The organism is Pseudomonas sp. FP603 (assembly GCF_030687415.1).
Classification (GTDB): domain Bacteria; phylum Pseudomonadota; class Gammaproteobacteria; order Pseudomonadales; family Pseudomonadaceae; genus Aquipseudomonas; species Aquipseudomonas wuhanensis.
In genome coordinates this window covers 3,318,612-3,333,407 of the sequence record NZ_CP117431.1, presented here as the reverse complement: position 1 = coordinate 3,333,407, position 14,796 = coordinate 3,318,612, and the positions used below count along the sequence as shown (strand labels likewise).

The window sequence follows — 14,796 nt, the reverse complement described above, 5'->3', positions numbered from 1 at the left end:
TCAAGCCGCCGCGACTTCCACGACGCCGGCGTTCAGGCGCACCGGCCAGACCCGCAGGCGCTGTTCCGGGTACTCCAGGCAACTGCCGTCCTCAAGACGGAAATGCTGCTTGTAGATCGGCGACGCCACCACCAGATCGCCCTTGAGGCTGCCGATCAGTCCGCGACCGATGACGTTCGCGCCGGATTGCGGATCATGGTTGTCGATGGCGTAGAGGGTGCGACCCTCGGCCTGCGGCAGGTAGAACAGCGCCACCTGCGCACCGTCGAGCCAGACGACGACGCCGGAGTTGCTGACCAGATCCTGCTGACTGCACACCGCCTGCCAGGCCTGAGCATTGGCCGCGATTTCAGGGGCTTCGACACGCTGGGTAGTGGACTGGCTCATCAGGCATTCTCCTCGGTGACAGGGATAAGGTTGAGTTCGGCGGCCATGATCGGCCGGCGTTGACCGCGTTCCTGAACAAAGTGGATGTCCGGGTCCGGGCGTTGATCGTTGACGAAGGTGCGGAAGCGCTTGAGTTTTTCCGGATCCTTGAGGGCGTTGGCCCATTCGCATTCGTAGCGGTTGACCACCAGTTGCATCTGCGATTCAAGTTCTGCGCCAAGCCCCAGGCTGTCGTTGATGATCACGTCCTTGAGGTAATCCAGGCCGCCCTCCAGGCTTTCGCGCCAGACCGAGGTGCGCTGCAATTTGTCGGCGGTGCGGATGTAGAACATCAGGAACCGGTCGATGTAACGGATCAGGGTTTCATCGTCCAGATCGGTGGCGAACAGCTCGGCGTGGCGTGGGCGCATGCCGCCGTTACCGGCCACATAGAGGTTCCAGCCGTTCTCGGTGGCGATCACGCCAACGTCCTTGCTTTGTGCCTCGGCACATTCACGGGTGCAACCGGAGACCGCGAATTTGAGCTTGTGTGGCGAGCGCAGGCCCTTGTAGCGATCCTCGAGGGTCAGGGCCATTTTGACGCTGTCCTGCACGCCGTAACGGCACCAGGTGCTGCCCACGCAAGACTTCACCGTGCGGGTCGATTTGCCGTAGGCGTGGCCGGTTTCGAAACCGGCCTCAATCAGCTCGGACCAGATGTCCGGCAACTGATGCAACTGCGCGCCGAACAGGTCGATCCGCTGGCCGCCGGTGATTTTGGTGTAGAGGTCGTATTTCTTCGCCACCACGCCGATCGCGATCAACTTGTCGGCCGTGATCTCACCCCCGGCGATGCGCGGCACCACCGAATAGGTGCCGTTTTTCTGCATGTTGGCCATGAAGGTGTCGTTGGTGTCCTGTAACGGCACCAGCGAGGCGTCCATGATCGGCTGATTCCAGCACGAGGCGAGGATCGAGCCCACCGCCGGTTTGCACACATCGCAACCGGTGTGCCCACGACCGTGTTTGGCCAGCAGTTCTTCGAAAGTGATCACCCCTTCTACTCGCACCAGTGCATAAAGCTCCTGACGGGTGTAGGCGAAGTGTTCGCACAAGCTCTTGTCGACACTGACGCCACGAGCAATCAGTTCATGCTCGAACACTTGCTTGAGCAGCCCCGCGCAACCGCCGCAACCGGTGCAAGCCTTGGTCTGCGACTTAAGCAGGCCCAGGTCGGTGCAGCCGCCGTCGATGGCCGAGCAGATCGAACCCTTGGTGACGTTATGGCAAGAACACACCGTTGCCGACTCAGGCAACGCGCCTGGGCCCAGGGTTGGCGCGCCGGTGGACGATGGCAGAATCAGGCTGGCCGGTTCCGACGGCAAGGCAATGCCGTTCTGCATGTATTGCAGCAGGGTGTCGTAATAGCTGTTGTCGCCAACCAACACCGCGCCGAGCACGCGCTTGCTGTCGGCATCTACCACCAGACGACGGTAGCTGGCCGTGGCTTCATCGATGAACTGATAACTGCGCGCACCCGGCGTTTGGGCGTGAGCATCGCCGATGGAGCCGACATCGACGCCAAGCAGTTTGAGCTTGGTCGACATGTCGGCGCCCTGAAACGGCTCCGCCACTTGATTGCACAGCAGCGTCGCGACGCCACGGGCCATTTGATAGCCGGGGGCGACCAGACCGAAGAGGCTGCCATTCCAGGCAGCGCACTCGCCGATGGCGTAGATGTTCGGATCGCTGGTCAGGCACTGATCGTCAATCACCACGCCGCCACGCGGCCCGATGTCCAGCGCGCATTGGCGGGCCAGCGCATCCTGCGGGCGGATGCCGGCGGAGAACACGATCAGGTCGGCTTCGAGGAATTCTTCATTGGCAAAATTCATCCGGTAGCGGTACTGCTCGCCGGCGCTGATCGACTGCGTGCCACGGGACAGGTGCACGCCAACGCCAAGTCGCTCGATTTGCGCCTTCAGCGCCAAGCCACCCTGCTCGTCCAGCTGCACCGGCATCAGGCGCGGGGCGAATTCCACCACATGGGCTTCCAGGCCGAGGCTTTTCAGGGCGTTGGCGGCTTCCAGACCGAGCAGGCCACCACCGACTACTACGCCACGCTTGGCATTGGCTGCCGCGGTACGAATCGCGTCGAGGTCTTCAAGGGTGCGATAGACCAGGCGCGAGTCGCCTTCTGCACCTTCAATAGGCGGCACAAACGGATAAGAACCGGTGGCCAGAACCAGTTTGTCGTAAGCGACGCAACCTTGTGCAGTGATCACCTGGCGTCGAGCTCGGTCGATTTCCAGCACCGGCACGCCCAGATGCAGGGTTACGCCTGGCGTCTGATAGAGAGAGGCTTCGCCCAGGGCCAGCGACTCGGCATCGCGACCGCCGAAATACTCCGACAGATGCACCCGGTCGTAGGCGCGCATCGGCTCTTCGCTGAAGACATGCAGGCGGTAATGGTCGAGGGCGCCGCGCTCGATGAGCTGCTCGACACAATGATGTCCGACCATGCCATTGCCGATCACGATCAGTGTTTGCAGTTTGTTCAACGCGGCAACATTGGAATTCATAGTAAGCACCCAGCCAAAGCCAATCACGGTTAAAAAAGCAAAAAAAAACGCCTGAAACCTCTCGGTTCCAGGCGTCTTTGCCTGTTCTTCGCGGTGTTCGACCTGGCGCCTTCGCCTGATCCACCGATGTTGCCCACGACCTGCTCGGCCGGTCGATCTTCGTTGATCGACGGGGCTGCCCCTCTTTTTCAGATGAGGCTGAAGGGGTAATGCAGCCTTTGTGCCAGTCCGCGGCGTATGACTTTCTCAGTTCTGGAAAACCGGCTACTGAACGATGGGGGGATTTGATAAAGACTGCGGCCCAGGCGGGTTTCATCAGGCGCGAGTCAACTATGCAGGCCCCCGCGAGCGGGTGGGCGGACGTGGGAGCTGAAGGAAGGAATAGCTCAGGAAACCGCTTCGCACTGGTGCACGCTGTCAGGCATGGCTCTTTAAAAGTGCATACGGCTACGTTCTCTTTGGGCTTAGGCCCCGTGAGCAATGCCAGTCAGTTAGGCGCGAATCCCTGTGGGAGCGGCGGTGCGACGATTCGACTTGCTCGCGAAAGCGGCGTGTCAGGCGACATCAATAGTGACTGTGCTGCCGTCTTCGCGAGCAAGCCCGCTCCCACAGGATTTTCGTCGCTCAAATTTCTTAACTTACCGAAGTTTCGGCTAGCGTCGTCTTCAGCAGCACGGCGTATTGCATTTGCCACGGCCGCGACGTTTTGGCGCATACCGGCAGGCCATCGATTGAGCGCCACAGGGCAACAGTTTGTTAACATCCGTGCGCTTTTTTTCGTCTGATTGATCAGCCACTGTAGATTCCCGGTCGCTACACAGGATGCTTTTTTCCATGAGTACGTTGTATACCCGTCGCACGGTCCTGCATGGCATGAGCCTGTTGAGCCTTGGCCTGCTCGCCGGCTGCGATGACAGCAGCAAGCTGTCGTTCAAGTACGGCAAGGACCTCAGCGACAAGATCATGGGGCGTACCTTCAAACTCAAGGACGCCCAGGGCGAGTACCGGATGCTGGGTAACTATCGGGGCCTGATGCCGATGATCTTCTTCGGCTTCACCCAATGTCCGGCGGTCTGCCCGACGACGCTGGCCCGTGCGGCACAGGCGAAAAAACTGATGGGCCGCGATGGCGAACGCCTGCAAGTGATCTTCATCACCCTGGACCCCGAGCGCGACACACCCGAAATGCTCGACAAATACGTCAAGGCCTTCGATCCGAGTTTCGAGGCGCTGCACGGCACGCTGGAAGAAACCGCCGCCACCGCCAAAGAGTTCGGTGTGTTCTTTGAAAAGATCCCGAGCGGTTCGACCTATACCCTCTCCCACACCGCGACCAGCTTCGTTTTCGACTCCCGAGGCAATTTGCGCCTGGGGCTGTCCGCGTCCCTTACCGCTCAAGAGTGTGCAGAAGACCTGCTCACCGTCATGGAGGTCTGCTGATGACTTCGATTTGCGCATCACGTATTAAACAGCTGGGCATCAAACAACTGGTTCTAGGCCTTTCCCTGATTGGCATGGCCTGGCAGGTGTCCGCTCAAACCCAGGTGAATGACGCCTGGGTTCGTGCGACGGTGGCCGGCCAGCATTCAACCGGCGCCTTCATGACCCTGCAGGCCGACAGCGACAGCAAACTGCTCAGCGTGCAGTCGCCGGTCGCGAACACCGTGCAAATTCACCAATCCAGCATGAAAAACGATGTGATGAGCATGAGCCAGGTCGAGTCCGTCGCGCTGCCGACCGGCAAACCGGTAAGCTTCGACCCCCATGGATATCACATCATGCTGATGGACTTGACGGCCCAGGTTAAGGAAGGCGACAAAGTGCCCCTGACCCTGACCGTGGAAAACGCCAAGGGCGAAAAAGAGACGATCAAGGTTGACGCCGAAGCTCGGGCGCTCGGCATGCAGGATCACAGCAAGATGCATTGAGAGGCTCAATCCCGGCCCGTCTGATCGCCGGTGTTGCGGTGGTGTTCGGAGAACCATCAGCGACACTTCGTAAATAACGAATTATTGGTAAAGAATATTCGATTTTTCTTCGCTGCAATCTCCCCGCTAGCATGACTCTGTCGGCTCCAGAACACGTCCAGACAGGGAGAACGACATGCAACCCCTGAACATCGGTGAACTCTGGATGTGGTTCGCCTTCATCGTCTTCGTTCTTGCCATGCTGGCCGTGGATCTGTTTGTCTTCGGCGGGCGCAAGGCGCATCGGGTATCGGTGCGCGAGGCGTCGTGCTGGGTGATTGCGTGGTGCGCGCTAACGCTGACCTTCGCGGGATTGCTCTGGTGGTACTTGAATGGTGAGTTCGGGCCCGAGATCGCCCAACGCAAAACCCTCGAATTCCTCACGGGCTATTTGATCGAGCAGTCGCTGTCGATCGACAACATGTTCGTCTTCGTGATGATTTTCAGCTACTTCGCCGTACCGCCAGAGTTGCAGCGCCGAGTGTTGCTGTACGGTGTGCTCGGGGCAATCGTGATGCGTGGGGCGATGATTTTCGCCGGCGTGTGGCTGGTGTCGCAATTCGCATGGCTGCTGTATGTGTTCGGCGTGTTCCTGATCATCACCGGGATCAAGATGCTGGTATTCGCCCATCAGCGGCCCGATCTCGATAAAAACCCCTTATTGCGCTGGATACACGGCCATCTGCGCGTCACCGCCGGGCTTCATGGCGAGCGTTTTTTTGTGATGCAAAACGGCCGGCGCTGGGCGACGCCAATGTTTATGGTGCTGGTGCTGATCGAGGCCAGCGACCTGATATTTGCGGTCGACAGCATCCCGGCGATCTTCGCCATCACCACCGATCCGTTCATTGTGTTCACGTCGAACATCTTCGCGATCATGGGCCTGCGTGCCCTGTACTTCCTGCTGGCCGACATGGCTGACCGCTTCCACTTGCTCAAATACGGTTTGGCGATCGTGCTGGTGTTCATTGGCGCGAAGATGACGCTGATGCCGTGGCTTCACATGCCGATTGAATGGTCGCTGGCCGTTGTTGGCGGAATCATTCTGACTTCGGTGCTGTTGAGCCTGATCTTGACCCGCAAGGAGGATCAGATGCGATCCCTGTAGCTGTCGAATGCGATCTTTTGTCGTACTTGCCCTCACCTGATAATCTGAGCCCCCTTGCCTGCATGTCTCTGATGGACCATCGGCGCGCAAAGACGTCGCGATGATCACTTCACCCCCATTCAATCAAGACAACGGTGACTCTTTTGACCAGCAGCACCCCTGCATTTGCCCGCGATATCGACGGCAAAGCCATCTCTGCCAAGGTCCTCGACGAGGTCCGGGAAGAAGTTCTGGCACTCGCCGGCCAACAGATTTACCCCGCCCTGGCGGTCCTGTTGGTCGGCGACGACCCGGCCAGCCACGTTTATGTGCGCAATAAACTGCTGCGCGCCAAGGAAGTCGGCATCCGCTCCCTTGAATACCGTCTGCCGGAAACCGCCAGCCAGGCTCAGGTACTGGAACTGATTGCACAACTCAATGCCGATCCCGCGGTGAACGGCATCCTTGTGCAACTACCCCTGCCGGCCTCTATCAATGAGCAGGCGGTGATTCATGCCATCGACCCGATCAAGGACGTTGACGGTTTTCATCGGGAAAACGTCGGCGGGCTGGTGCAAGGCTTCGAGGTTCTGACCCCGTGCACGCCCAGCGGCTGCATGCGCCTGCTGCGCGAGACCTGCGGTGATGACTTGAGCGGCTTGCACGCGGTGGTCATCGGCCGTTCGAACATTGTCGGCAAACCGATGGCGACCTTGCTGTTACAGGCCAACTGTTCGGTCAGCGTGGTGCACTCGCGCAGCGTCGATGCCCCGGCGTTGTGCCGGTTGGCGGATATCGTGGTCGCGGCGGTGGGCCGGCCAGAGTTGATCGACGCCAGTTGGCTGAAGCCCGGCGCGGTGGTGATCGATGTCGGTATCAACCGCATCGCCAGCGAGTCTGGCAACCGTCTGGTGGGCGACGTCAATTACGCCAGCGCCCGCACCGTCGCCCGTGCGATCACCCCGGTGCCCGGCGGCGTCGGGCCGATGACCATTGCCTATCTGCTGAAAAACACCCTGATCGCCAGCCAGTTGCAACGCACGGCGCTGGCCCGCGGGCAGCAGTCTGTGGACGACTTGGCGTTGAACTGAGCACAACGCACGGTCAGTTAAGGCACGGAACCTGTGGGAGCGGGCTCGCCCGCGATGAGGGCGAGTCAGTCGATATCAATGTTGACTGATACACCGCTATCGCGGGCAAGCCCGCTCCCACAGGGATTGTGCTCAACTGACTGATATTGGGCTGTGTCAGTCGGGCGTCGAAACCTGTTTATTTCCCGGCGTGCAGCACCTGCGCTTGCGGCATCGCCGAAGAGTGGTGGTTGAGAATCTTCCACTGACCGCCCACTTGTTCATAGACAAAGGTGTAACGCGCCTGCACCTGACGGGTCTTGCCATCGGCTTCGGTCAGGAAAAAGGTGTAGACGCCGCTGTCCATGGCCACGTTGGCGCCCAATGGGCGGATCTCACGGTAGTTGATCTGCCCCACCGGCTTGAGCGCCATGAAGTGATCGAAGTAGTCCTTGATCTGCGCCGGGGTGGTGCGCACCTTATTGGAAACCGTCGGCTGCAGCACGGCGTTCGGCGCGTACAGGTCGACCACGCTCTGAACATTGCCGCTCTTCAACGCGCTATTCCATTGATCAAACAATGCGGCAATTTCACGATCCTTCACGTTAGCTGGCTGTTCGGCCACGCTGCTGTAAACGTAAGGCACTGCTTCTAACGCTTGGGCCAACGGGGCGGTCAGGGCGAACAACAGGGCGATGGTTGAGGTCTTGAATTTCATTGCGCTATTCCAATGGTGGTCGATGAGCACACTGTGCCGCTCGAAACGCCGCCCGCCATCGGCCAACCGGAGCCATTTGCCTATGCCATTCGGCAGATAGCGCCCTGCCCCGTTAACAAGGTTTAATGACGCCCCTGCCCGAACGGGCGTGCCTGCGCCGGAACCCGCCCATGCAACCCCCTGATCATGACCCCCGTAGCGCCCTGGCCATTCGCACCCAGTATCGACAATCGCAAAGTCGCGCGGCGCGGCTGCGACTGCTGGTGGATACCGGCCAGGAACTGACGCAATTGGCCCCCGAAGCCATGCGCCAACGCGTGCTGCAACGGGCTTGCGCCTTCCTCGCGATGGATCACGCGCTACTGCTGGAATGGGACGTGGATGTGCAGGTCAGGACCACCGCCAGTCACGGCAACCGTGATCGGTTACGCAGCCTCGAACACCTCGCCGATACCGCGATGCGCACTCCGCAATGGCAGGAGCAGCCGAGCGCGATCCTGCCTAATGTGCTGCGGGTGCCTTTGCGCGGTGGCGATGGCGCGGCCTTCGGTGCGTTGGTGCTGGCCAACAGCGTCAGCATCAGTGCACCGGACACCGAGGACATCGAATCCCTGCAATTGCTCGCCACATTGCTGGCCGCACACCTGGAAAACCAGCGGTTACTGGATGCCCTGGTCGCGCGTGAACGCACTATGTCCGATCTGGTGCATCGACTGTTCAGGGCACAGGAAGACGAACGCAAACGCATGGCTTACGACCTGCACGACGGCTTGGCACAAACCCTCGCCGGGCTGCATCAGCGCCTGCAAGGTTTTGCCGGTCGCTGCCCGCCACTGCCCGAGGAACTCGGCGCGGACTTACAAACGATTCTTGCACTGGCCCAACACTGCGTCGGTGAAGGCCGGCAACTGATCAGCGGCCTGCGCCCGACGGTACTCGACGACTTTGGCTTGCTGAAGGCGGTCGACAAAGAAGCAGATCGCCTGCGCGACGCCGGGATCAAAGTGAACTGGAGCACGCGTTGCGAAGCGCGCTTACCCAGTCAGGTTGAAATAGCCCTGTTCCGAATTGCCCAGGAAGGCATCAACAACGTTCTCAAACATGCGCAGGCCAGCCACGTCGTCCTGACGCTGGAACTGCACGAAGGGCAAGCCTCGCTACAGGTGGACGATAACGGCAAAGGTTTTGCCATGGAGCAACGACTCGACACCTGCGGCGCCCGCCACCTCGGGCTCGCCGCGATGCAGGAACGCGCGAGCCTGCTGGGCGGTGATTTCACTTGCGTCAGCCATGCGCACGGCGGAACACAACTGCGCGCCACAGTCCCCTCCGACCTCAATGGAACAGCTCAATGACTGAAGTTCTACGTCTGGTTCTGGCGGACGATCATGAAGTCACCCGAACCGGCTTCGTCGCGCTGCTGGCGGGCCATCCGCAATTCGAAGTGGTCGGCCAGGCCCGCGATGGCCAGGAAGCGGTGGACGCGTGCGAGCGCCTGCTGCCCGATATCGTCATCCTCGACATTCGCATGCCGGTGCTCAACGGGTTGGGCGCGGCTCGAATTCTTCAGCAGCGCCTGCCGGCCTTGAAAGTGGTGATCTTCACCATGGACGACAGCCCGGATCACCTGGAAGCGGCGATGAATGCCGGCGCCGTGGGCTACCTGCTCAAAGACGCCAGCCGTGATGAGGTGATTAACGCCCTGCAACGCGTCGCTGCGGGTGAGGAAGCCCTCAATAGCGCGGTCAGCGCCCGCCTGCTGCGACGCATGACCGAGCGCAACGCCAGTGGCGCCGCGCCAGCCGAAACCTTGACCGCCCGCGAACGCCAGGTCCTCGGGCTGGTGGCCAGCGGTTGCAGCAACCGTGAAATCGGCGAAAACCTCGGCATCACCAAAGGCACGGCCAAAGCCCACGTGGAACGGGTCATCGGCAAACTTGGCGCCGCCGACCGAACCCAGGCCGCCGTCCGTGGCATTGCCCTGGGTCTGGTGACCCAGTCATGAAAGTATCAAGCGCCCGACGCTGGGCCGATCTGCCGTTACGTGGCAAAGCCCTGGTGGTGATTTCCCTGCCGTTAGTGATCCTGTTGCTCTCGCTGGTGCTGATCTACATCACCGAGCGCCAGACCGCACGCGCCGAAGAGGACGTACGCCGTGTGCTGCTGGTGCAAGGCGATATTCAGGCCGTACACACCCTGCTCGCCGAGGCTGCCGCCAGTGTGCGCGGTTATCTGCTGACGCGCCGCGAGGATTTCCTGCCGGGTTATCGGCAAGCCAAGCCCTTGATCGAATCAGCCCTGCGCCGGCTCGACAGCAACGTTCGTGATGAGCGAGTTCGCAAACATCTGGCGGTTATCACGCCACTGATCGATACCAAGGTCGAGGGCCTGGTTGAACTGCTCGACGATCGCAGCGCCACACCCGAGTCGATCACCACGATCCTGATCAATAACAAGCACATCCTCGACGAATTGCGTGAACGCATCAGCGCCATGCGCACCCTTGAAGACACGCTGCTGGCCGAGCGCACCGCAGCGGCCGCCTCGACTCGCCAGCGTTTGTTGTTCTCTACCTTGCTGGCCGCGGCCTGCGGGCTGTTTGGCGCCATCGTGGCGGTGTTGTTTCTGTCCAAAGGCATCGTCGCCCGAGTCAAACAGGTCCAGGGCAACGCACAACGGCTGGCACTCGGTCAGCCGTTGTTACCGCAACCGCCAGAGAACGATGAGATTGGTCAGTTGGGCACTCGCCTGGTCGAGGCCGGGCTGTTATTGGCCGAACGTGAACGGGCGTTACGCGATAACGAAGAGCGCCTGCGCCTGATCATCGACGGAGTGAAGGACTACGGTATTTTCGCCCTCGACACACAGGGCTTCGTCACGAGTTGGAATGCGGGCGCCGAACGGATCAAGGGCTACACGGAACAGGAGATCGTCGGCCAGCATTTCTCGGTGTTTTATCTGTCGCAAGAATGCCCGCAGCATCCCGACATGGCGCTGCGCGAGGCCACTCGCGACGGTCATTACATGGAAGAGGCGTGGCGTTGTCGCAAGGATGGCAGCCGCTTCTGGGCCAGCGTAGTAATTACCGCGCAATACGACAGCAGTGGCGCCCTGCGCGGATTTTCCAAGATCACCCGCGACATCAGCGATCGCCGGGTGGCCGAGATAGCACTGAGCACCGCCCGCGAAGAAGCCGAACGCGCCAGCCGCGCCAAAAGCGAATTCCTGTCGCGCATGAGCCACGAACTGCGTACGCCGCTCAACTCCATTCTTGGCTTCGCACAACTGCTGGACATGGACTCGTCCAAAGGGCAGCGGGCGCAGATCGGTCACATCCTGCGGGCCGGACAACACCTGCTGACCCTGATCAACGAAGTGCTGGACATTGCCAAGATCGAAGCCGGGCGCCTGCCGCTGAATGTTGAAGCCGTGCCCTTGGCGGTGGTGCTGCAAGAAGCTCTGACGCTGGTTTCCCCCATGGCCTGCGACGCCGGCATTCAGTTGGTTGAACTGCCGATGCTGGCCGCCGACAGCGGGATCGTCGCCGATCGGCAACGCCTGGTTCAGGTGCTGCTGAACTTGTTATCCAACGCGATCAAATACAACCGGCCCCAGGGCCAGGTGCACATCGAAGTCAGGATTATTCAACAGCGAATTGCCGTATCGGTCTGCGATACCGGCAAGGGCATTGCGGCCGATCGACTGGAGCAACTGTTCAAGCCGTTCGAGCGCCTGGAGACCGATCCGAACGTGGAAGGCACCGGCCTGGGCCTGGCCTTGAGCAAGAGTCTGCTGGAAATGATGAACGGCAGCCTGACCGTCAAAAGCCAGCCCGGCGCAGGCTCCAGTTTCACCCTGGAACTGCCCTTCGTGCGCCTGCAGCCAGTCACCGAGCCACCTGCTGTACGAATCAGCCACCCAACGATCACGGCCGCCCTCACCGCCCCCGATTATCAGGGCAAAGTGCTGTGCATCGAAGACAATCTCTCGAGCCTGGCCCTGATCGAAACCCTGTTGCAACGACGACCGCACATCCAATTGCTCTCAAGCATGCAGGGGCAAATGGGTCTGGATTTGGCCCGTCAACATGCGCCGCAGCTGATTCTGCTGGACGTGGCCCTGCCGGATCTGGATGGTTTCAATGTGCTGCAACGCTTGCGCCAGTCTTCCATCACCCGTGCCATTCCAGTGCTGATGATCACCGCCGATGCCAGCGACCTCACTCATCTGGCATTGCTGGAAGCGGGTGCGACAGCGGTGCTGACCAAGCCGATTCACATCCCTTCATTCCTTGCCCATCTTGACCAGCATTTACCGGAGCCCGTGTGAACACCGACCTGCGCATTCTGATCATCGACGACCAGCGGCCCAACCTCGATTTGATGGAGCAGTTGCTTGTCCGCGAAGGGCTGTCCAACGTACTGAGCAGCACCCAGCCGCTGCGAACGCTGGACCTGTTCAACAGCTTCGAGCCTGACCTGGTGATTCTCGACCTGCACATGCCGGAGTTCGACGGCTTTGCCGTACTGGAACAACTCAACCGGCGCATCCCGGCTGGCGAATACCTGCCGATTCTCGTGCTCACCGCCGACGCCACCCGCGATACTCGACTGCGCGCGCTGGCCTTGGGCGCCAAAGACTTCATCAGCAAGCCATTGGATGCTCTGGAAACCATGCTGCGGGTCTGGAACCTTCTTGAAACCCGCGCGCTGTATAAAGCCCTGCGCACCCTGGTCTCGGCAGATCAGATCGAGTTGCTACGTCAGTTAAAGCCGCACCCAGTTAGCTGACTGAAGGGGCGGAATCACGGACGCTTTGCCACTGAATGTCAGATCACGGGGCTGGCTCGGTATTTTGGCGACCGGCTGCAAAAAGCCCAGCAAGGCCTGCTGGGTGTCAGCCCAGGCCGTCGGGTGTTCCATGTCGAGGAAGTGCCCGGCGTTCTTGATGGTCTGAAACTGAGCGTGACGGGAGTGAGTGGCAAAAAGACGGGCGTCTTCCACCGAGGTGTACTCATCCCGTTCGCCGTTGATAAACAGCAGCGGGACTTCGATGGCATCGGCACAGGAAACGTAGCAGTGAGTGTCCTGGGTCAGCACCTCATTGACGTGAAAATGCATCTGCCGATATTCGTGTTCGTCCAGGCTGCTGACATGGCGCTCATTGAAACGCTTGAACAGCGACGGAAGATGTTTGCCAATAGTGCTGTTGATCAAGCGCCCGACATTGCGCCGGTCGCATGCCTGGAGGAAATGTCGACCGCTCTCCAGATAATCGCGCATCGGCGTGTTGATTCGCGCGGCGAATGAACTGATCACTGCCTTTTCGATTCGTGGCGGCTGCTGCGCCAGCGCCAGCAAGGTCGCCGCCCCGCCCCAGGAAAAGGACATCACATGCTGTGCGCGAAAGTGCTCGATCAACTCCAACAGGATTGCAGCCTCGTCTTCCTTGCGGATCGGTTGGTCATGCTGGTTGTGTTGTTTCGATTGACCGGCGTAGGGCTGATCGTAGAGGACTACGTTGAAGCGTGGCCGCAGGTAGCGCACCGTTTGGGCAAAAGATGCGGTCGTTGCCAGCGAGCCATTGACCAGAATAATGGTCTTGTCGGCGGTGGCGTTGAGATAATGCTCGGTATAAACCTTGTACTTCTTACCAATCTCGACGATCGCAGTTTTCAGCATCATGTCATTCTCTTCCTTGAACAAATTGGATCAACACACAGCGTGAATGACTATCCGGCTTCCTCCGGGCAAGCCTGACAGCAAGAACCAGCGACAACGGTACAAGGGCGCTGAGATGAACGCCATGACCAACAAGTCACAAACCGACCAGTGGCTCAGTTAAGCAGGGATTTCCCCATGTGCAAGTACGCACGCTTGAAAGTGGCGGCCCTGACGCATCGCCAACATCCGCCTATGCTTGATCATTGACCCCACCTTCATCAGTTCCAGGGCTCTCGCTCCCTCACGTCCAATGAGGAGTTGAAAGATGTCGCTGACGCTTTACTACCATCCACTGGCGTCGTTCTGTCACAAAGTACTCATCGCGCTCTACGAAAACGGCACCGAATTCGAGAGAAGAATCATCGATCTCGGGGACGCTGCCGACCGCGCAGAACTTCAGGCATTGTGGCCAATCGGAAAGTTCCCGATTATTCGCGACCCTGTTCACCAGCGGAATTTGCCGGAGTCCAGCATCATCATCGAGTACCTGGATCGACTGTATCCAGGCACGCACAGGCTGGTTCCAGACGATTGGGAGAACGCGCTGGAGGTCCGGTTATGGGATCGTTTCTTCGACCATTATGTACAAGCGCCGATGCAACAGATTGTCAGTGATCGACTACACGCGACCAACGGTGATTTGACCAGGGAGCGGTCTACGCTGGAAACGGCGTACGGCATGCTCGAGCGCCGGATGGCGTCCAGAATCTGGGTGGCCAGCCCGGCGTTCAGCATGGCCGATTGCGCTGCGGCTCCGGCACTTTTCTATGCCAGGACGCTGGTGCCGTTCCCCGACGACTACGGCCACTTGAACGCCTATTTCGACAGGTTGGTACAGAGGTCGTCATTTCAGCGGGTGATCGACGAAGCCAGGCCGTGGTTTTCGTTCTACCCGTTTGCGGAGGCCATCGAGCAACGGTTTCGTGAGGCGCCGGACAATGCATGACCAGCAATTGGTCGTAACGCGATCCGCAGCAACTGCCAGAGCCAGCTGCTGCAAGGAGTGCGTTGCGGCTGAAATGAATTAACTGCGTTTGTGCAGTTCGGCCATGCGAATCGAGGTCTCATCGGCTGGCCAGCGCCGAAACCGTGTCCGTCAAAGACCTGGATGCACAACCCTTCCTCATGTACTCCCATGCAGCTTACCCGCCGTTCAACGAACCACTGACCGGCATGCTCCGCTCGGCCCGCGTCGCCCCGGAATATGTGCGGGGGTTGTGAGAACCCCGTAGAGGCAATCGTCGCGATGACACTTTCATTTCATGATCGCTCCTCTTGTATGA

At 59.9% G+C, this 14,796-nt stretch carries 13 protein-coding genes and 1 pseudogene; 10 read left to right on the top strand and 4 right to left on the bottom strand.

Features of this window, described 5'->3' with window-relative positions:
• Together nirD and nirB are read right to left on the bottom strand one after the other, a co-directional pair.
• Nucleotides 1-387: a nitrite reductase small subunit NirD gene (gene nirD, locus PSH65_RS15360; RefSeq protein WP_305426841.1), complete on the bottom strand. Its 387-nt coding sequence runs from the start codon at nt 385-387 to the stop codon at nt 1-3.
• The gene (gene nirB, locus PSH65_RS15355) at nt 387-2,948 is read right to left on the bottom strand and encodes a nitrite reductase large subunit NirB (protein ID WP_305426840.1); all 2,562 of its coding nucleotides are present in this window, start codon (nt 2,946-2,948) and stop codon (nt 387-389) included. The genes nirD and nirB overlap by 1 nt, the downstream gene beginning before the upstream one ends.
• 834 nt (nt 2,949-3,782) lie before the next feature.
• Here nirB and PSH65_RS15350 point away from each other — a divergent pair.
• The 4 genes from PSH65_RS15350 (at nt 3,783) to PSH65_RS15335 (ending at nt 7,093) form a co-directional block, all read left to right on the top strand.
• Nucleotides 3,783-4,388 carry an SCO family protein gene (locus PSH65_RS15350; protein ID WP_305426839.1) on the top strand — a complete coding sequence of 202 codons (606 nt, stop codon included), beginning with the start codon at nt 3,783-3,785 and terminating at the stop codon, nt 4,386-4,388.
• The gene (locus tag PSH65_RS15345; RefSeq protein WP_305426838.1) at nt 4,388-4,876 is read left to right on the top strand and encodes a copper chaperone PCu(A)C; all 489 of its coding nucleotides are present in this window, start codon (nt 4,388-4,390) and stop codon (nt 4,874-4,876) included. The genes PSH65_RS15350 and PSH65_RS15345 overlap by 1 nt, the downstream gene beginning before the upstream one ends.
• Before the next feature lie 175 nt (nt 4,877-5,051).
• The gene (locus PSH65_RS15340; RefSeq protein WP_305426837.1) at nt 5,052-6,023 is read left to right on the top strand and encodes a TerC family protein; all 972 of its coding nucleotides are present in this window, start codon (nt 5,052-5,054) and stop codon (nt 6,021-6,023) included.
• 143 nt (nt 6,024-6,166) lie between these two features.
• Nucleotides 6,167-7,093, top strand: coding sequence for a bifunctional 5,10-methylenetetrahydrofolate dehydrogenase/5,10-methenyltetrahydrofolate cyclohydrolase (locus PSH65_RS15335; protein ID WP_305426836.1), 927 nt, complete (start codon nt 6,167-6,169; stop codon nt 7,091-7,093).
• Between the two features lie 178 nt (nt 7,094-7,271).
• On the opposite strand, the gene PSH65_RS15330 is transcribed toward PSH65_RS15335, so the two are convergent.
• Nucleotides 7,272-7,790 (bottom strand): SgcJ/EcaC family oxidoreductase, encoded by a 519-nt coding sequence (locus PSH65_RS15330; RefSeq protein ID WP_305426835.1) that lies wholly within the window; start codon nt 7,788-7,790, stop codon nt 7,272-7,274.
• Between the two features lie 170 nt (nt 7,791-7,960).
• Between PSH65_RS15330 and PSH65_RS15325 the strand changes: the two genes are divergently transcribed.
• Genes PSH65_RS15325 through PSH65_RS15310 form a run of 4 tightly spaced genes read left to right on the top strand, consistent with a single transcriptional unit; the run spans nt 7,961 to nt 12,580 of the window.
• The gene (locus PSH65_RS15325) at nt 7,961-9,145 is read left to right on the top strand and encodes a sensor histidine kinase (RefSeq protein ID WP_305426834.1); all 1,185 of its coding nucleotides are present in this window, start codon (nt 7,961-7,963) and stop codon (nt 9,143-9,145) included.
• The gene (locus PSH65_RS15320) at nt 9,142-9,795 is read left to right on the top strand and encodes a response regulator transcription factor (RefSeq protein ID WP_305426833.1); all 654 of its coding nucleotides are present in this window, start codon (nt 9,142-9,144) and stop codon (nt 9,793-9,795) included. The genes PSH65_RS15325 and PSH65_RS15320 overlap by 4 nt, the downstream gene beginning before the upstream one ends.
• Nucleotides 9,792-12,119, top strand: coding sequence for an ATP-binding protein (locus PSH65_RS15315; RefSeq protein ID WP_305426832.1), 2,328 nt, complete (start codon nt 9,792-9,794; stop codon nt 12,117-12,119). The genes PSH65_RS15320 and PSH65_RS15315 overlap by 4 nt, the downstream gene beginning before the upstream one ends.
• Nucleotides 12,116-12,580, top strand: a complete 465-nt coding sequence (locus tag PSH65_RS15310; RefSeq protein WP_305426831.1) for a response regulator — start codon at nt 12,116-12,118, stop codon at nt 12,578-12,580. Before PSH65_RS15315 ends, PSH65_RS15310 begins: the two co-directional genes overlap by 4 nt.
• Here PSH65_RS15310 and PSH65_RS15305 read toward each other — a convergent pair.
• Complete coding sequence (locus PSH65_RS15305; protein ID WP_305426830.1) at nt 12,557-13,474, bottom strand: alpha/beta fold hydrolase; 918 nt, start codon at nt 13,472-13,474, stop codon at nt 12,557-12,559. The genes PSH65_RS15310 and PSH65_RS15305 overlap by 24 nt on opposite strands.
• A 304-nt stretch (nt 13,475-13,778) precedes the next feature.
• On the opposite strand from PSH65_RS15305, the gene PSH65_RS15300 reads away from it, so the two are divergent.
• Both PSH65_RS15300 and PSH65_RS15295 read left to right on the top strand, forming a co-directional pair.
• Nucleotides 13,779-14,459: a glutathione S-transferase family protein gene (locus PSH65_RS15300; protein ID WP_305426829.1), complete on the top strand. Its 681-nt coding sequence runs from the start codon at nt 13,779-13,781 to the stop codon at nt 14,457-14,459.
• Nucleotides 14,460-14,575: 116 nt separating this feature from the next.
• Nucleotides 14,576-14,731 (top strand): annotated as a pseudogene (locus PSH65_RS15295) (LysR family transcriptional regulator); the annotation flags it as partial.
• Nucleotides 14,732-14,796 lie beyond the last annotated feature (65 nt).